This window comes from Streptomyces sp. NPDC001401, from assembly GCF_042895385.1.
Lineage (GTDB): Bacteria > Actinomycetota > Actinomycetes > Streptomycetales > Streptomycetaceae > Streptomyces.
In genome coordinates this window covers 682,105-699,420 of record NZ_JBIAWI010000002.1, presented here as the reverse complement: position 1 = coordinate 699,420, position 17,316 = coordinate 682,105, and the positions used below count along the sequence as shown (strand labels likewise).

At 70.2% G+C, this 17,316-nt stretch carries 14 protein-coding genes; 8 read left to right on the top strand and 6 right to left on the bottom strand.

Translation table 11 applies throughout. The features are described 5' to 3' along the window. Window positions 1-24 precede the first annotated feature (24 nt). Window positions 25-1,314, top strand: coding sequence for a hypothetical protein (locus tag ACFY10_RS10710; protein ID WP_390664693.1), 1,290 nt, complete (start codon window positions 25-27; stop codon window positions 1,312-1,314). A gap of 41 nt (window positions 1,315-1,355) precedes the next feature. After that, entirely contained in the window at window positions 1,356-2,303 is a 948-nt protein-coding gene (locus tag ACFY10_RS10705; protein ID WP_390664692.1) for a phytoene/squalene synthase family protein, read from the top strand. Window positions 2,304-2,332: 29 nt separating this feature from the next. Here ACFY10_RS10705 and ACFY10_RS10700 read toward each other — a convergent pair whose 3' ends face one another. Both ACFY10_RS10700 and ACFY10_RS10695 read right to left on the bottom strand, forming a co-directional pair. Next, window positions 2,333-3,058, bottom strand: a complete 726-nt coding sequence (locus ACFY10_RS10700; RefSeq protein ID WP_390664691.1) for a helix-turn-helix domain-containing protein — start codon at window positions 3,056-3,058, stop codon at window positions 2,333-2,335. A 404-nt stretch (window positions 3,059-3,462) separates the two neighbouring features. Continuing rightward, entirely contained in the window at window positions 3,463-4,479 is a 1,017-nt protein-coding gene (locus tag ACFY10_RS10695; protein WP_390664690.1) for a LacI family DNA-binding transcriptional regulator, read from the bottom strand. A 146-nt stretch (window positions 4,480-4,625) separates the two neighbouring features. Here ACFY10_RS10695 and ACFY10_RS10690 point away from each other — a divergent pair, with 146 nt between their 5' ends. The 3 genes from ACFY10_RS10690 to ACFY10_RS10680 are packed head-to-tail and all read left to right on the top strand — an operon-like array spanning window position 4,626 to window position 7,507. Continuing rightward, a complete protein-coding gene (locus ACFY10_RS10690) occupies window positions 4,626-5,432 on the top strand; it encodes an ATP-binding cassette domain-containing protein (protein ID WP_390664689.1) in 807 nt (268 codons plus the stop codon). Continuing rightward, window positions 5,429-6,496 (top strand): ABC transporter permease, encoded by a 1,068-nt coding sequence (locus ACFY10_RS10685; protein ID WP_390664688.1) that lies wholly within the window; start codon window positions 5,429-5,431, stop codon window positions 6,494-6,496. The genes ACFY10_RS10690 and ACFY10_RS10685 overlap by 4 nt, the downstream gene beginning before the upstream one ends. Window positions 6,497-6,508: 12 nt before the next feature. After that, window positions 6,509-7,507 carry an ABC transporter substrate-binding protein gene (locus tag ACFY10_RS10680; protein ID WP_390664687.1) on the top strand — a complete coding sequence of 333 codons (999 nt, stop codon included), beginning with the start codon at window positions 6,509-6,511 and terminating at the stop codon, window positions 7,505-7,507. A gap of 81 nt (window positions 7,508-7,588) precedes the next feature. On the opposite strand, the gene ACFY10_RS10675 is transcribed toward ACFY10_RS10680, so the two are convergent. The 4 genes from ACFY10_RS10675 to ACFY10_RS10660 all read right to left on the bottom strand — a co-directional run bounded on the left by ACFY10_RS10675 (window position 7,589) and on the right by ACFY10_RS10660 (window position 12,438). Then, window positions 7,589-9,073: a cellulose binding domain-containing protein gene (locus ACFY10_RS10675; protein WP_390664686.1), complete on the bottom strand. Its 1,485-nt coding sequence runs from the start codon at window positions 9,071-9,073 to the stop codon at window positions 7,589-7,591. Between the two features lie 229 nt (window positions 9,074-9,302). Next, entirely contained in the window at window positions 9,303-10,622 is a 1,320-nt protein-coding gene (locus ACFY10_RS10670) for a radical SAM protein (RefSeq protein WP_390664685.1), read from the bottom strand. Window positions 10,623-10,678: 56 nt separating this feature from the next. Next, on the bottom strand, window positions 10,679-11,341 hold the full coding sequence (locus ACFY10_RS10665; protein WP_390664684.1) for a pyridoxamine 5'-phosphate oxidase family protein: 663 nt from the start codon (window positions 11,339-11,341) through the stop codon (window positions 10,679-10,681). A gap of 89 nt (window positions 11,342-11,430) precedes the next feature. Further along, on the bottom strand, window positions 11,431-12,438 hold the full coding sequence (locus tag ACFY10_RS10660; protein ID WP_390664683.1) for a hydroxyacid dehydrogenase: 1,008 nt from the start codon (window positions 12,436-12,438) through the stop codon (window positions 11,431-11,433). A gap of 241 nt (window positions 12,439-12,679) precedes the next feature. Here ACFY10_RS10660 and ACFY10_RS10655 point away from each other — a divergent pair, with 241 nt between their 5' ends. From ACFY10_RS10655 to ACFY10_RS10645, 3 genes are all read left to right on the top strand, one after another. Beyond that, on the top strand, window positions 12,680-13,933 hold the full coding sequence (locus ACFY10_RS10655; RefSeq protein ID WP_390664682.1) for an FAD-binding protein: 1,254 nt from the start codon (window positions 12,680-12,682) through the stop codon (window positions 13,931-13,933). A 128-nt stretch (window positions 13,934-14,061) separates the two neighbouring features. Continuing rightward, on the top strand, window positions 14,062-15,309 hold the full coding sequence (locus ACFY10_RS10650) for an ROK family transcriptional regulator (RefSeq protein WP_390664681.1): 1,248 nt from the start codon (window positions 14,062-14,064) through the stop codon (window positions 15,307-15,309). 11 nt (window positions 15,310-15,320) lie between these two features. Then, window positions 15,321-17,165: a glycoside hydrolase gene (locus tag ACFY10_RS10645; protein WP_390664932.1), complete on the top strand. Its 1,845-nt coding sequence runs from the start codon at window positions 15,321-15,323 to the stop codon at window positions 17,163-17,165. Window positions 17,166-17,316: the final 151 nt, after the last annotated feature.

Here is a 17,316-nt window from a genome sequence, read left to right as displayed (position 1 = left end):
CTTGGCGGAAGCTACGCGGGTCTCTTGGCAGCCCGCGTGCTGAGCGACTTCGCCGAAGAGGTCGTCATCGTGGAACCGGACCACCTCGACGATGAGGCAACCGGCCCGGGCGCACCGCACCGGCACCAGTTGCACGCCCTGCTCGCCATGGGGCATACGCAGCTGGAGCGCTGGTTTCCCGGCATCACCGGGGAGTTGACCGCGGGCGGTGCCCTGGTCGGCAGCGGCCGAGCCGTCCAGTTCTACGTCGACGGCAGGCCGCGCCCTCCCCTGGACGACGTCGAAATGCTCGGCGCCACACGCCCGTTCATCGAGAGCGCCGTACGACGGCGTACGCGAGAGCTGCCCGGTGTGCGCTTCCTCGCCGGCCGCGGCAAAGGACTCCTGGTGCGGGGCAACCGCGTGTGCGGCGTCCGCTACGCCCCGCCCGGGCACGAACACGAACACGAACACGAACACGAGACGACGCTCGCCGCCGACCTCGTCGTCGATGCCATGGGCCGGTCGAGTCGCCTGGGCAGTTGGCTCGACCGGGAGGGGTGGCCCGCGCCGCCTGTGGAGCGGATGCGGATCGACCTCGGCTACGCGACGGCCGCATTCCACCGGGGCGGCGAACTCCCGGGGACAGTGATCGCGCACTCCGCCCCAGGACCCGAAAGCGGCTACCAGCCCGCGCGCTGCGAACCCGGAGCACTCGCGGCGGTCGAGAACAACCGGTGGACGGTCGTCCTGGCCGGTTACGCCGGTCACCGACCTACCAGGGACCCACGGGAGTTCATCGCCAGAATGCGCCGTTGCGTCGCCCCGCTGCGGGAGGTCGCCGAGCACTGCGCGCTTCAGGGCGACGTCTCCACCTTCCACTTCCGCGAGAGCCGACGCCGCCTGTTCCGCGCGACAAGCCGCTTCCCGGGCGGACTGGTCGCGGTGGGCGATTCCATGGCCTCCGTCAACCCGGTGTACGGGCAAGGGCTCACCCTCGCGGCTCTGCAGGCCCGCGCGCTCGCCATGTACCTGCGCTCCGGAGCGGCGCCGCATGCTCCCGCCTGGGACTACTTCCGTCGCGCGGACGTCTTCGTCGATGCCGGGTGGAAACTGTCGACCACCGCCGACCTGGCCCAGCCTCACGTCGCCGGCCCCTATCCACGCGGCTATCCCCTGATCCGCTGGGTGGGCGACAAGATCACACAGGCATCGGTCCGGGATCCCGAGATCAACCGCGTCTACATGGACGTCGTCCACATGCGACAGCCTCCGCGAACCCTCACCCACGCTCATGTCCTGCTGCGCACGGCGCGCGTCCTCCTGGACCGCTGACCGTCCGTGCCCGTACCGGAACCACCAACCGAAGGAGAGCAGTGCCCCGATGGCCAGCGGCCCTGACCGAGGCCGGCATCACTGACCCGACGCTGCGGCGCGCCTACGACGCCCAGCGCGACCTGGTACGGAAGTTCGCCCTCCACCAGTACCTCGCCACCCGGCTGCTGCTCCCGGCGAAGCTCCATCCGTCCGTCGTCGCCCTGGTCGCCTTCATGCACGAAACCGACGAGCGGATCGACGCCGGAGAGGTCGGCGCGCGCAAGGAAGCACTGGGTTCATGGCAGCGTGAGGTCGGGGCGGCACTCGACGCAGGCCCCGGCCCGGGGGCTCCCGCGTCCGGTCTGCTCCGGGCGCTCGCCGACACCGCACGCCGATGCCCGGACACGGCCGCGCGCGTGCACGACTTCCTGGACGGGGCGCCCGTCGAGGCCGAATGGACCGGCTTCGACAGCGAGGCCGACTACCAGGCCTACATCGACAGTTACTCGCTGCCCGCCCTGATGCTCACCGCGTCGCTGCTCGCGCCGGCGCCGAAGGAAGATGCGGACGAGCTGTTCCTCCAGGGATGCCGGGCGCTGATCGAGGGGTGGCAGCGCATCGACTTCCTGGCCGATCTCGCCGAGGACGCCGAGCAGGGCCGCATCGGCATCGCACGCGAGGAACTGGACCGGTACGGGCTGACCTTCGAGGACCTGCGAGGCAAGTCGCAGGCATGCGTTCCCGCTCTGGGGCGGCTGGTCGGCGCGCAGGCCGATCTCGCCGAGACCGCGCTCACCGCGTGCCGGGGACTGCCTGATCTGGTCGACGCACCCTACCGGCCGTTCCTGCGGGCCCTGATCTCCCTTCAGGTTCTCCACCTCCAGGCCGTGCGACGCAAGGGAGGTTCCCTCCTGCACGGCGGGGCGCGACCGTCGATCCCAGCCGCCCTCGGCGTCCTGGCGCGGCAGTACCGCGCAGCGAGAAGCGTGCGGCGCCTGTCGAGCTGACGGACGGTCTCCCCCCGGGCCGGCTGTCGTCAATCGTCGTGCTTGGCCAGGCCTACCGCATTTCTGAGGATGCCCATCACGCTCCTGCGGTGCTTGGCCGGCAACGAGCGCATCGTGGCGGCGAGTTCGCTGAGTTCAGGGTCCTCGTCGCCACCGTCCGCAGCCGCCGGCGCCTGGGACGCGCGCTGGGCCGTTTCGACCACTTGGTGGATCGCCGCCTGCAACTGCCGTGACAACTGGTCACTGCCGGCCGACACGCTTCCGCGCAGAGCCACGCGCTCCACCCGCCGGCCCTTGAGTTCGGCGATCAGCCGTGCCTGCTCCAGAACGGGCTCGAGGGCCGTCAGGAGTGCCGTCTTCGGTCCCAGCGTGAAGAAGCCCGGGGCGTCGAAGAACTCCGCCAGGTCTTTGCTGACGTCGAATCCCGGGTTGCGCGAGCCGTTCAACAGGTTGGTGATCGTCGATTTGGCCACACCGACGGCATCGGCGACCTCCTGGAACGTGTGCTTGCGCCCGTTCTCCTTGAGCCTGGTGTCCATGAGGAACCGCAGGCGGTCCTTGAAGGGCAGGTCGACCTCGTCGGGGCTGACGGAATCCCCCGCGAAGAGTTTGCGGACCGTCGCCTCGGTGATGCCCGTTTCGCCGGTGAGCCGGTCGAAGTTGATCACCTCGATGGTGTGGCCCAGTTCCTCGAGCTCCGCCTTGATCGATGCCAGGGCCGCCGCAACGTCCTCCACCCCGGTGGTGCTCTCCATAAGAAGGCGGTCTCCTGCCTCGTCGTCGGTACACCCGCGTGGGCGGCGCACAGAACGTTAGCGCCCGAGGGGCGCGCCCCGCACCTGAGGGGTCACATTTGTAGCCCATCGCGGGCCTCGACGGAACGATCGAGGCGCCAATTGACATCCACGAGTGGGTGCAGCATGATCCCTGATCGTGACAAAGGGTCGACCGCCGGAGAGGTACGCCCCCCGCACGTCAAGTCACAGACACGGACCTGGCGTTCTCGCCAACACAGGAGACGTCTCCACGACGGACCCCTCCCCCTGAAGCTCCGACGGTCACACCGCCACAGGGGAGCGGTGTGGCCGTCGGGTCCGTCGAATACGCCCGGCCCGACCGAACACGCGCGTACGTAGCGGGGGTTGCCCCAGGCGGCCGCTCAACTCCCCAACCCCGCAAAGGGCCCCGGCACCTCCCCCGACCCCCGCCGGATCAGTTCCGTCGGCATGACGACCGTGCGGGGCGGTGAGGTGTCGCCGTGGATGCGGGCGAACAGCAGGTGCGCGGCCGTGGTGGCAAGGGCGACGGGGTCCTGGGCGATGACGGTGACGGGCGGGGTCAGTCGCTCGGCCAGCGGGAAGTCGTCGAAGGCGATGAAGGCGATCTCGGGGGGCAGGACGGTCAGGGCGCCGAAGGCGAGGTTCTCGTTGTCGGCGAGGAGTGCCGTGGGAGGGTCCGGGGAGGTGAGGAGGGCCGTGACGGCCTCGGCGGCGGACCGTGCCGAGCGCAGGCCGTGGCGGGCCAGCCCGGGGTCGGTGTCGATGCCCGCGGCCTGCAGTGCCGTCCGGTAGCCCCGGTGGCGTTCGCCGTTGGTCCAGATGTCCTGCCGGCCGCCGAGGTAGCCGATGCGGCGGTGGCCGTGGGCGATCAGGTGACCTACGGCCTCCTCGACCGCGGCGGAGTTGTCCACCACCACGGTGTCCGCCTCCAGGCTGGGTGCCGCCCGGTCCACGCACACGATCTTGGTGCCCTGTGCCTGGGCCGGACGCAGGAAACGGTGGCTGCCCGCCACCGGAGTGAGGATGAGGCCGTCGACGCGACGCGCGGTGAAGGCGGTGACGACCTCGCGCTCCCGGCGCGGGTCGGCGCGGCTGGAGCCGATGAGCACCACGCTGCCGCTCCGGCGGGCGACGTCCTCGGCGGCGGAGGCGACGGCCGCCATGAAGGGGTCGGCAACGTTGTCGACCAACAGGCCTATCGTCCGGCTCGGTTGGTCCGCGCGGCGCAGCTGACGCGCCAACTCGTCGCGCTGGTAGCCCAGTTTGCGCACCGCGGCCTCGACTCGCGCGGCGGTCCGCGGTGCCACGCTCCCCTCGCCGTTGACCACCCGGGACACCGTCATCGCGCTGACGCCCGCCTCGGCGGCGACGTCCTTCATCGTGGGGCGGCCGACCACGCCGCAGTCCTCCTCGGCAGTCGGGCGGGCACCGCCGGGCCGCGGGTGCAACCTCTTGAGATCCGGTTCACACACGACCCTTGACGCCCACTCATGGGGCTCCCAGAATCGACGAACTGTTAACGATACCAACGCGAAGGCACAACATGGCCTCTGCAAGGGAACCACTTCTCGCGGCACACGGTGTGGTCAAGCGTTTCGGTCACGTCCAGGCGCTGCAGGGCGCCGACTTCACGGCGTACGCGGGCGAGGTCGTCGCCCTGATCGGCGACAACGGCGCAGGCAAGTCGACTCTGGTGAATGTCCTGTCGGGCGTGCTCTCCCCCGACGAGGGCGAAGTGCGGGTGGAGGGGAAGGCGGTGCGGTTCGGCGGGCCGATGGACGCGCAGCGGCACGGACTTGAGACCGTCTACCAGGATCTGTCGCTCGCGCCGGATCTGGATGCGGCGTCCAATCTGTATCTGGGCAGGGAGGTCGTGCGCGGCGGGCTGCTCGGCCGCCTGGGCGTGCTCGACCGGCCCGCGATGCGGCGGGAGGCGGTCAAGGCGTTCGGCGAACTGGGCGTCGAACTGAAAGATGTGACGGCTCCTGTGACAACGTTGTCCGGCGGTCAACGCCAGTCGGTCGCCGTGGCGCGTGCGGTCGCGTTCGCGAACAAGGTCATCTTCATGGACGAGCCGACGGCGGCGCTGGGTGTCATCCAGCGCGCGCGGGTCCTGGACACCGTGCGCAGGGTCGCCGACCGGGGCATCTGTGTGGTGCTGATCAGTCACAACATGCCCGAGGTGCTGTCGGTCTCGGACCGGGTGGAGGTGCTGCGACTCGGCCGGCGGGTCGCCTCGTTCACCGCCGCGGACACGACGATCGAGGAGCTCGTCGGGGCCATGACCGGATCGCTGGACGAACCCGCCCAGCAGAACGGGTCCTTGAGGAAAGCGGAGGACGAGCGATGACCGCCGACAGCAAGGAAGTCCGGCCGGCCGCGGCACAGCAGCAGGACCCGCCCGCGTCGGGCGGCGGTGCGCACACGACCGTGCCCGGCTGGCTGCGGCGAGCGGCCGGAATCAGCGAGCTGTGGACCTTCGTGATCCTCGTGGTGCTGGTCGCGTTCTTCACCATCGCCGCGCCGGGCAAGTTCTTCACCCAGTACGACCTCACGCAGATCGCCGTGAACGCGGCCATCTACCTGGTACTGGGCGTCGGCATGACGTTCGTGATCATCACGGCCGGGATCGATCTGTCGATCGGCTCGGTGCTGGTGCTGGCCGCGGTGGCCGCCGGCGAGTACAACATCCACCACGGCGGGCCCGACGCCGGCTGGGGCACGGTCGTGGTCTGCGTGGTCATCGCCCTTGCGGTGGGCGCCGGTTGGGGCGTGCTGCAAGGGGCGGTGGTGGCGACCGGGAAGGTGCCGCCGCTGATCGTGACGCTCGGCGGTCTGGGGGCCGCGCTGGGCATCGCCGAACTCGCCACCGGGGGCCAGGACCCGGCCGGCGCCGCGGCCACGCATCTGCAGAACAGCCTCGGCTTCGGCAAGGTGCTCGGCATTCCGTGGCTGGTGGTCCTCGCCGCGGTGGTCACCGCCGTGTTCGGCCTGGTGCTGGGCGCGACACGGTTCGGCACGCACACCCTGGCGATCGGCTCCAACCCAACTGCCGTACGGCGTGCGGGAATCGGAGTGGGACGGCACCTGGTGAAGGTGTACGGGCTGATGGGGCTGCTGGCCGGGCTCGGTGCGGTGATGTGGCTGGCGTCCTACGGCACCACGTCGATCGCCGGGCACTCCACCGACAACCTGAAAGTGATCACGGCCGTGGTGCTCGGTGGCACCAGCCTCTTCGGCGGGCGCGGATCCGTGCTGGGCACCGTGATCGGTGTGTTCATCCCGGCCGTGCTCACCACCGGACTGATCGTCATCGGCGTTCAGCAGTACTGGCAGGACGTCGCGGTGGGCGTCGTGCTCGTCGCGGCCGTCTACGTCGACCAGATGCGCAGGAAGACCCGAGAGCAAGCTTAAGGAGATGTCTCGATGTTGAGCATTCGCAGCAGGCGCAGCGCACTGGTCGCCGCGGGCACCGTACTGGCCCTCACCGGGGCCGCCGCGTGCAGTTCGTCGGACAGCGGGGGGTCGGGGTCGTCGGGCGGGGCCGCGCACAAGAAGGTGCGGCTGATCACCGGCGTGAAGAGCGACCCCTTCTACATCACCATGACCTGCGCGGCCAAGACGGAGGCCAAGGCCAAGGGCATGGACTTCAGCGCGGACGGTTCCGCGCAGTGGGACGTGTCGGTGCAGCGCCCGCTCCTCGACTCGGTGGCGGCCTCCCGGCCGGACGGGCTGCTGATCTCGCCGGTGGACACCAGCGCGCTCACGCCGTCGCTGAAGCAGATCCAGTCGGCCGGCACCAAGGTGGCGCTCGTCGACACCACGGTCACCGACTCCTCGATCGGCATCACCCGTATCTCGTCCGACAACGAGAAGGGCGGCCGGGTCGCCGCCGACGCGCTGGCCAAGCTGATGGGCGAGAAGGGCTCGGCCATCGTGATCAGCGTCAAGCCCGGCGTCTCGACGACCGACGCCCGGATCAAGGGCTTCACGGAGGAGATGAAGAAGTACCCGAAGATCAAGATGCTGCCCACGCTCTACGACAACGACCTGCCGGCCACCGCCGCCTCACAGATCCAGTCGACGCTCGCTGCCCACCCCGATCTGGGCGGCGTCTTCGCGGGCAACACCAACACCGGCCAGGGCATCGCCACCGGCCTCAAGCAGGCCGGCAAGGAGGGCAAGGTGAAGGTCGCCGCCTTCGACGCCGAGCCCGACGAGGTCGCCTCGCTCAAGGCGGGCACGCTCCAGGTCCTGGTCGCCCAGGACCCGGCGTCGATCGGCAGGGAGGCCGTCGACCAGCTGGCCGCCGCCTTCGAGGGCAAGTCCGTCCAGAAGTCGATCGGCACCAACATGGTCGCCATCACCAAGGCGAACATGGGCGACCCGTCGGTCAGCAAGTACTTCTACAAGTCGGGCTGCTGAGCGGCAGACTCACTCAACGACCGGGTGACTCAAGCGAGTTCACCCGGTCGGGGCGCCCGTCACCGGCGGGCAGCTCGCCCCTCAACTCTTCGTGCAGCTCTGCCCGTTGAGCGTGAAGTCGTACGGCGAGGTGTTCTTGCCCTGCCAGGACCCGAGGAAGCCGAAGGTGATCGTGCCGTCGGCGGGGACGGCCTTGTTGTAGTCGGCGGCGGTCGCCGTGACCCGGGAGCCGTTCTGGGCGACGCTCGCGTCCCACATCTGGCCGACCTTCTGGCCGTCCCGGAAGGACCAGGCGACACGCCAGGTGTCGAGGGCGTCGGCGGTGGTGACGGAGACGGTGGCCTGGAAGCCGTCGGTCCACTGGCTGACCACGTCGTAGGCGACCTCGCAGGTGGCGGACTCGCTCTTGCCGGGATCCGGAGCGCTGCCCGCCGTGGTCGAGGAGGTGCCCTGGGGTTCCGGGTCGGAGTTCTTGTCCCCGCCGGGCTTATGCGAGGTGGCTGACGGTGCCGGTGTCGGGGAGGCGCTCTTCGGCGACGAGGTGGCGGACGGCAGGGACGGGCGCGGGGCCGCCACCGGGCTGCTGTCGGTCGGTGCGTCGCCCGCGACGGCATCATCGTTGCCGCTGCCGCCGAACGGCATCATCGACGCGGCCAGCGCCAGCAGCGAGACCATGACGGCGGCCACGAGCAGACCGCCCCGGATGACGCGTGCGCGGTCGGTACCGGTCTTGGGTTCGCCGCCCTCCCCGTCCGCGGGGTCCGGGCGCCCGGCGCCGAGGCGCACCTCTGCCGCCCGGCGGCGGCGCTCCAGGTAGGCGAGGCCGCCCCAGCCGATCACACCGCCGGCGAGGGCGGCGGGCAGCCCGCCGCCCTGCGGACGCAGACAGGCGGCGGCCTCCGCACAGTCCACGCAGGTGGCGAGGTGCCGCGAGAGGTCCGGCGGGATGTCGGCGGCGGGCGACCTGGTGATCGCGTCGAGGAGGCGCGCATAGCTGCGGCACTGCGCGTCCATCGGCGTGTCGAGATGGTTGCGGTGGCAGCGGTCCCTGAACAGGACCCGCACCTGGGCGAGTTCGTCACCCACCAGGGCCGGGTCGAGGCCGAGCCGACGGGCCACCACGGGCCGCGGCAGCGCCTCCACCTCGGCCAGCCACAGCAGCGCCGCATCGGGTTCCTGCAGGTCACGCAGGCCGCGCAGGGCGATCGGGCGTTGCAGCGGGGGCCCGGTGTAGCGGTCGGCCTTGTCCGAGTTGAGCCACAGGCGCAGGTCGGGGTCGAGGTCGTGGCCCTGTCCGCCGGTCTCCCAGGCCGCCGCAGTGGTGCGTACGGCGGTCAACAGCAGCGGGATCACGGGGAGGCGGGGCGAGCGGCGGCCGCTGCTCCGGGCGCTGGAGGTCTCGGCGGCGCGGACCTCGCGCATACCGAGCGCGAACGCCTCCGTGGCCAGCTGAGTGGCCGCGGCGGCGCCGGCCGTGCACAGATCGGCGTAGGAAAGCACCGCGTCCCAGCACTCGGAGAACAGCGCGGCCTCGGCGGCGTCCTTCGGGGTCGGCAGGTCGGGCATGAGTCTCCTGCATCCACAAGCGAGGTCAACTCACCATGACGGCAAAGGAGTTGGGGGGAACCTCGCGGCAGGACAGGAGCCTTTCACGTTTTCAACACAACTGACAAGCACTGTGTTCAGTTGTTGTGTTCAGTTGTCCTGACAGAACCCTGTGCACCGGCCGCGAGGCGCAACTCCGCCCTCTTGTACGGACGGAGACGGCGTTCGACTCACGGCACCCAGCCGTCACTCACACCTCTGCCGCCTCCTGCGCCGGAAGACTGTCCATGAACGAGCTGACGGAGAAGACCGCGCGGCCGGGTCCGGGCGGGCCGTATCCGGGGGGCGAGGACAGGCCGAAGTCGTCCATCGTCTGGCGATAGGCCTGCAGCAGCCGGATGTGGTACTCCAGCGGCGCGCCCTGCGGATTGGCCTTGCCGAGCGGGGTGGTGGGCTCGGGGCACCAGGTGGTGAAGCGGGGCGTGATGCCGTGCGACATGAAGAAGCGCAGGCCCTCGGTGGTCGAGGCGATGGCCTCGTCGACCGTCTTGAAGCCGAAGGGCTCGGCCATCTCCACGCCCGCCACGAAGTTGGGGATGACGTTGCGCGCGCCGAAGATCTCCGCCGAGTCCAGGATCCGCTTGTGCCACTCGTCGCGGCCGACGTAGCGCTCCTTGCCCGGGCAGTACATCTTGAAGAGGTACTCGTCCCACACCTCGTAGTTGGGGTGGTAGATCTGCACGCCGTAGTCCTTGAACCGCTGCACGTCGTCGCGCGGCAGCGCCTGGGCGACGACCTTGCCGATCCAACGCCCCGGGAAGCGCTCCTCGATGGCCTTGGCGTAGTGGCCGTAGAAGTCGGCCTCGTCGCGCCCGGCGACCGTCTTGGTGATCGCGCCGCCTGTGAGGGTGTAGGCGGTGGACGCCTTCGCGGTGTCGTAGCGATCGATGATCTCAAGCGCTTCCAGGACCTCCTCCACGTCCTTCACGCCCGTGTACGGCCGGCCGGCCGCCTTGTGCTGGCGCCAGTTGTGGTTGATGTCGCAGTACTGGCACTCCTCCTTGGCGCCGAAGTACTGGCAGACCCGGAAGACGGTGAGGTAGATCAGGTAGCCCCACTGGATGGTCGGGGCGACCTCCATGACCGACTTCCCGCTGGAGAGCTTGTGCCGGTAGTACTCGGGCATGGGCGGCACGCCGACGTCGGCGATGCGCTTCCCGTCGAGGTAGAGGCCGAGCACGCCCTCGTCGTCGGCGGCGACGCGGTAGGGCGAGGTCGGGTTCACGCGCACGGAGACCACGGTGCGGCGCAGGTCGTACGGGCCGCCGGTGAGGATGATCTCCTCCGGCGGGCGCCGCAGTGCGGCCTCACCCAGCTCCGGCAGGGTGCCGTGGTCGAAGGAGAAGATGAAGTACGACTTCGGCTTGACCTCGCCGGACTCGTTGTCGCTGAGGGCGGACGGGTCGAAGGCCACGCCACCTCGCAGCAGGTCCTCTTTGAAGACGGCTTCCCGCGGTACGTGCGGGAACCGCTCCATCAGATCCTCGACCAGTGCGGTACGGCTGCCCATCCCGACTCTCCTTCCGGCAGGCGTTCGACTCCCCACCGTATGCCTCCGGTCGGACGTCAGCCGTGCCGGGTCCCCTCGCGGCGCGCGATGTGTCCAGGTATGGGGGTCTCCGACGGCAGCACCGGGTCGGGTACGGGGGCGCCCCAGGCCGAGGTCAGGGGCAGCGTTCCGGCCCACAGACCGAGCTCGGCATCGGGGCCGTCGCCGTCGTCGGGGGCGCCGGTACGGATCTTGACGGAGGCCTCTTCGAGGGAGAGGGCGAGGAGAGTCGTGGCGGCGAGTTCCTTGCGGCTCGGCTGCCGGGCGTACGACCACTGGCCCGGCGCGGCATGCTCGGTGAGGAGCCGCAGGCCTTCCAGCTTCTCCTCCGGGTCGGTGATCTTGCGGGCCTCGCCGTGGATCATCGCGCTGCGGTAGTTGACGCCGTGCTCGAAGACCGAGCGGGCGAGGATGAGGCCGTCGATGTGCGTGACGGTGACGCAGACCGGCGTACCGCCCGCGAGGCTGCGGCTGGCCACGGAGCCGTGCAGGTAGAGCTGCCGGTCGTCCCGCCCGTAGACGGTGGGCACGACCAGCGGCCGCCCGTCGACCACCACACCCAGGTGGCAGACGAACCCCGCGTCGAGAATCGCGTCGAGGTCGGCCCGCTCCAGGCTGCCCTGCTCGCGGAGGCGGCGGTGACGGGTGAGGTCGGTCTCAGGGAGTGGTCCGAGCGTCATACCGGTGGACGGTACCGATATCGCAGCTGTCAGGCCAGAGTTTTGCGAATAGACCCGTTACACACGCCGAAGCATACGAAATCCGCAGCTCAGGCTTCCCGGTCCCACGCCCCGGGATCCACCGGATGGGCCGGCTCCCCGCCCGTCAGCAGACGTGCGGCCTCCTCGGCGACCGTCATGCCGAGGCGGGACAGCTCGTTGCCCTGGGAGCCCGCGAGGTGCGGGGTGACGAAGGCGTTGGGAAGGTCGTAGAGCGGGGAGTCCGCGGGGAGGGGCTCGGGGTCGGTGACGTCGAGGACGGCGTTCAGGCGGCCGGTGCGGAGCTCGGCGACCAGGGCGTCTTGGTCGACCAGGCCGCCGCGCGCGGTGTTGATGAGGGTCGCCCCGTCGGACATCAGGGCGAGTTCCCGGCGGCCGATCAGATGGTGCGTCTGCGGCGTCTCGGGCGCGTGGATCGTGACGATGTCCGAGGTGTGCAGCAGGTCGTCCAACGGCAGCAGCGGTACGCCGAGTTGGGCCGCCCGGAGCTCGGTGACGTACGGGTCGGTGAGGCTCACGCGCAGGTCGAAGGGGGCCAGCAAGCCGATGACGCGGCGGCCGATGCGGGAGGCGCCGATCACGCCGACGCGACGGCCGTGGTTGCCGATGCCGGGGACGACGCCCCAGCCGGGGTGGGCGCGTTCGGTGCGCAGGCGTTCCCGGGCGCCGAGGAGGTCCTTCCCGGCGAGCAGGATCATCGCGAGGGTGTACTCGGCGACCGGCAGCGCGTTGGCGTCGGCCGCCGAGGAGACCGCGATGCCGCGCCGCCAGACCTCCGGCGTGGCGAAGCCCTTGACCGAGCCGGCCGAGTGCAGGACGGCGCGCAGCTCGGGGGCCGCGTCGAGGACGGCCGCATCCAGGCGGGGGCAGCCCCAGCCGGTGACCAGGATCTCGGTGCGGGCGAGCACCTCCCGGACGCGCGGGTCGGTGAAGTCCTCGGCGATCAGGTCCGGGTCGATGTCCACCGCCTCGCGCAGTCGCGCGAGGACCTCCGGAGGGAAGACGAGCGGCAGGTTCTCGGCGGTCATGGCGAACAGGGCCTGGGGACGCTCGGGCAAGGGGGTGACCCTCCGGCTTCGTCGGGACGTTGCAGAAACAGATCTCCACGCTAGGCGGTCTCGCTGAGGTCCGGCACGGTACCGCGTGCCGTAGGGGCGCGGGGCTGTGACATCAGCGGCTCCGCCTCGGGGCGCGACCAGCCCCCACCGGCCCGCGGTTCATCACCGCGATTCCAGCGGAGCGCTCAGGCGGCAAATGAGAGGGTCAACGTGTACGCACTTCGCGGGAGGGACGGCAGGAATGACGCAGACGGTCACCAACTGGGCGGGCAACATCACCTACACGGCGAAGGAACTGCAGCGTCCGCACTCGCTCGACGCGCTGCGGGCCCTGGTCGCCGACAGCGCGAAGGTGCGCGTGCTGGGCAGCGGCCACTCCTTCAACGAGATCGCCGAGCCGGGCCCCGAGGGCACCCTGCTCTCGATCGCCGCACTGCCGCCGCTGATCGACGTGGACACCACGGCCCGTACGGTACGGGTCTCGGGCGGCGTCCGGTACGCGGAACTGGCCCGGGTGGTGCACGCGCACGGGCTCGCGCTGCCCAACATGGCCTCCCTGCCGCACATCTCCGTGGCCGGCTCGGTGGCGACCGGCACACACGGCTCGGGGGTCACCAACGGATCGCTGGCGTCACCCGTGCGCGAGGTGGAGCTGGTGACGGCGGACGGATCGACGGTGACGATCGGGCGGGGCGACGAGCGCTTCGACGGTGCAGTGACCTCGCTGGGCGCCCTGGGTGTCGTAGTCGCCCTGACCCTCGACCTGGAGCCGTCCTTCGACGTCGAGCAGCACCTGTTCACCGAACTCCCCCTCGCCGGGCTGGACTTGGAGACGTACGAGACGATCGCTTCGGCGGCGTACAGCGTCAGCCTGTTCACCGACTGGCGGGAGCCCGGCTTCCGGCAGGTGTGGCTCAAGCGGCGCACCGACCAGCCGCTCCCGGACTTCCCGTGGGCGGCGCCCGCGACCGAGAAGCTGCACCCCGTGCCGGGAATGCCGGCCGTGAACTGCACCGAGCAGTTCGGCGTGCCGGGGCCGTGGCACGAGCGGCTGCCGCACTTCCGGGCGGAGTTCACGCCGAGCAGCGGGGCCGAGCTGCAGTCGGAGTATCTGCTGCCGCGGCAGCATGCCGTCGACATGCTGCAGGCGCTCGACGGCATCCGGAAGACGGTGGCCCCCGTGCTGCAGACGTGCGAGATACGCACCGTCGCCGCCGACCCGCAGTGGCTCAGCCCCGCATACGGGCGGGACACCGTGGCGGCGCACTTCACCTGGGTGGAGGACACGGCGGCGGTGCTGCCGGTGGTGCGGCGGGTGGAGGAGGCATTGGACGCCTTCGACGCCCGCCCGCACTGGGGCAAGGTCTTCACCACGCCTGCGCCTGTTCTGCGCGGCCGGTATCCGCGACTGGGTGACTTCCGGGTGCTTGCGCGAGCCCTGGACCCGGACGGAAAATTCGCCAACCCCTTCGTGCGGTCCGTGCTGGGCGACTGACTCCCGGAGGACTTCCTAAACCCCCTTTCCTAACCCCTTGTCGAAAGTCCCCCGCAGGCCATAGCCTTGCGCCGCGCCGGTGCCGACGTGCCCGGTCCGCCTGAGCGAAGGGACGGGGGTACGCACCGTTGAAGCGCACATCACGTGACATCCGCACCGCGAACCGCTACGAGGTGCTGCGCCAGATCATCGCCGCGTCTCCCACCTCCCGGCAGGAGCTGGCGGCCGCCACCGGGCTGAGCCTCGCCACGGTCGCCACGCTCGTCGGCGAGCTCCTCGACCTGCGAATGATCACCGAAGTCGGCTTCGAGGACTCGGCGGGCGGCCGCCCCCGGGGCCTCGTGGCCGTCAACGCGTCGGGGGGCGCGTTGATCGGCGTCGACATCGCGGAGACGTACGTCCATGTCGAGCTCTTCGACCTCGCGCTGAACGTCCTGGCCCGCGCCGAGGAGGACGTCCGCCCCGGCGAGAGCCTCCCCGCGCAGATGGTCGGCCATGTCGCCGCCGCCGTCGGCTCGGTGGTCACGCAGGCCGGGATCGAGGGCGCGCGGGTGCTCGGCGTGGGCGTCAGCGTGCCGGGCCAGGTGGACCGGGCGACCGGCATCTCCGAGTACGCGCCCAACTGGGACTGGCACGACGTGCCGCTGCTCGACCTGCTCACCGAGCACATCGCCTACCCCCTCTACCTGGACAACCCGCTGCGTGCCGTCGCGGTGGCCGAGCTGTGGTTCGGGGCCGCCCGCGGGCGCGGGGACGCCGTCGTGGTCAACCTCGGGACGGGCGTGGGCGCCGGGCTCGTCCTGGGCGGCGGGCTGCACCGCGGAGTCAGCAACAGCGCCGGCGAGTGGGGCCACAACACGATCGTGCTCGACGGACGCCTGTGCCACTGCGGCAACCACGGCTGCGTGGAGACGTACGTCGGAGCGCCCGGAATCATGCTGAATCTACGGGAGTTGAGCCCCGGCAGCCCGCTGCTGCACCCGGAGGACCAGACGGCCACCATCGCCGCGCTGGCCCGGGGGATGCGGGAGCAGGACCCGGTGGCGATCAAGGTGGTCCGGGACACCGCCCGTTATCTCGGCGCCGGCATCGCCGACCTGGTCAATCTGTTCAACCCCGAAGTGGTCGTGCTCAGCAGCTGGGTCGCGGCCGCCCTGGGCGAGCCTCTGGTCGCCGAGGTGCGCGAGGCCGTCGCCCGGCACGCGCTGCCGCGGCCGATGGCCGCCACCGAGATCGTCCTCTCCCCGATCCCCACCGACCCGGCGTGTCTGGGCGCGGCGACGTTCGCCCTGGAGGGCGCACTGCAGTCCGTCGGGCAGAGGTCTGCCAAGAAACGCACCACCCCTGCAAGGAGCCGTACCGCACCACCTTCATGACGACGGAAGGGATGCACGTGTCTCACCCCCACCGCAGTAGATCGGTCCTGTTGACGGCCGCAGCCGCACTCGCTGTCGCAGGACCCCTGATATCCGCCCCGCCTTCCTCGGCCGCCACCCCCACGGCGGCCGAAGTCTCCCCGCACGCCGCCCAGACCATCGACGACATCGGTGCGTCGGGCGCCTGGTGGGTCAACGACCTGCAGTACTTCAAGCCCGAGGTGCAGGCCCGGGTGGCCCAACTGCTGTTCTCCCAGCAGGGGTTGGCCCTGAGCTCGTACCGCTACAACATCGGCGGTGGCGGCACCGCGGTCACCACGCCGGCCCGCGCCGCCCAGGACTTCCTGAACTCCGACGGCTCGTACGACTGGAGCAAGGACAAGGGCGGGCAGACGTTCCTCAAGTACGCCGCCCGGTACGGCGTCAAGGACCTGATCGGCTTCGTCAACAGCGCACCGGCCCGGTGGACGACCAACGGGCAGTCCTGCGGCGGCCAGTTGAAGGCGGAGAACGAGTCCGACTACGCCAAGTACGTGGCCGATGTGACCGACCACTTCGCCAAGCAGGGCGTGAAGCTGGACTACATCAGCCCGTTCAACGAGCCGGACAACGACTTCGGGGACTGCGGCCAGGAGGGCATGCAGGTCACGGTCGACCAACGCGACGACATCGTACGGGCGTTGGGCGCCGAGCAGCAGGCCCGCCATCAGCGCACGAGCATCATCGCGGACGAGTCCAGCAAGACCACTCAGTTCACCTCCGAACTCCCGCAGTGGATCTCGCAGCCGGGCACCGGGCAGTACGTGTCCGCGCTCGCCCACCACACGTACAACAACCCCGACGACGGCCAACTCGCCAACGTCTACGAGACGTCGAGGACAGTCGGCAAGAAGTCCTGGGCCACGGAGATCTGCTGCTTCGGCAAGGGCTCGACCGGCTGGAACCAGGAGTACGACCCGACCATCGACAACGCCCTGTTGATGTCCCGGATCATCTACAAGGACTTCGCGAGCTCGCACGACTCGGCCTTCCAGTGGTGGGTCGCGCTCGCGAGCGGCTACGGCACCTCCCCCACCGAGAAGAACGACGTGGGCTGGAACGACGGCCTGATCTACTACGACCCCGACTACGCGACGAACGGCAACCAGAAGCTGTACTTCACCAAGCGGTACTACGCGCTCGGCCAGTACAGCAGGTTCGTCCGGCCGGGCTCGGTCGCGCACAACGTGACCGGGGCGCCGGACGGCGTCGAGGTGTCGTCGTACGACCGGGACGGCAAGTGGGTGGTCGTGGTCAACAACCACAACTCCACTGACACACCGCTGAGTTTGCACTTCAACAACAAGACGCCGGCACGGGCCGAGAAGGCCGTCCGCACCTCGGCCACCGAGGACTGGGCGAACGTCGCCAAGCCGTCGGTGAGCGGCGGCACGGTGTCGGCGACGCTCGCCGCCCGCTCCATCACGACGTACGTCTTCGACCAGAAGGGCCACGGCAGTTCGGCGATCACGGGCGCACTGCAGGGCAGGCAGTCCGGCAAGTGCCTGACCGCGGACGCGTCCGGGGCCGCCATCAGCACGTGCACGGGCGGGGCCGAGCAGTCGTGGTCGTACGACGGCAAGGGCGCTCTCAAGGGCGCGGGCGGGTATCTGACGGCCGGGAGTTCGGGCCTGACGACGTCCGCCGACTTCACCGGTGACGCAAGCCAACGCTGGCTGCTGAACGCCAACGGCCAGATCCTCAGTGAGGCGTCCGGCAAGTGCCTGGACGTCAGCGGGCAGGCGAGCGCCGACGGCAGCAAGGTGATCCTGTACAGCTGCAACGGCGGAAGCAACGAGGTCTGGAACCGGCAGTGAGTCCATGACCACCCCCTTGTCCGAGGGCCGCCGGCACCCTTGACCCGGCGGCCCTCAACCCCCTTGCGAGACCCCCCTGTTCGGGATTCCGAACCGGAGACAACGCTTCGAGCAGACTTCGTCCAACCCCTTGCCGAAGGCTTAGCCGAAG

Coding starts and splice junctions, on each gene's coding strand:
- ACFY10_RS10670 (WP_390664685.1), bottom strand. CDS start 10,622: ATGGGCAGCCGTACCGCACTGGTCGAGGATCTGATGGAGCGGTTCCCG.
- ACFY10_RS10675 (WP_390664686.1), bottom strand. CDS start 9,073: ATGCCCGACCTGCCGACCCCGAAGGACGCCGCCGAGGCCGCGCTGTTC.
- ACFY10_RS10680 (WP_390664687.1), top strand. CDS start 6,509: ATGTTGAGCATTCGCAGCAGGCGCAGCGCACTGGTCGCCGCGGGCACC.
- ACFY10_RS10645 (WP_390664932.1), top strand. CDS start 15,321: ATGCACGTGTCTCACCCCCACCGCAGTAGATCGGTCCTGTTGACGGCC.
- ACFY10_RS10685 (WP_390664688.1), top strand. CDS start 5,429: ATGACCGCCGACAGCAAGGAAGTCCGGCCGGCCGCGGCACAGCAGCAG.
- ACFY10_RS10690 (WP_390664689.1), top strand. CDS start 4,626: ATGGCCTCTGCAAGGGAACCACTTCTCGCGGCACACGGTGTGGTCAAG.
- ACFY10_RS10665 (WP_390664684.1), bottom strand. CDS start 11,341: ATGACGCTCGGACCACTCCCTGAGACCGACCTCACCCGTCACCGCCGC.
- ACFY10_RS10655 (WP_390664682.1), top strand. CDS start 12,680: ATGACGCAGACGGTCACCAACTGGGCGGGCAACATCACCTACACGGCG.
- ACFY10_RS10700 (WP_390664691.1), bottom strand. CDS start 3,058: ATGGAGAGCACCACCGGGGTGGAGGACGTTGCGGCGGCCCTGGCATCG.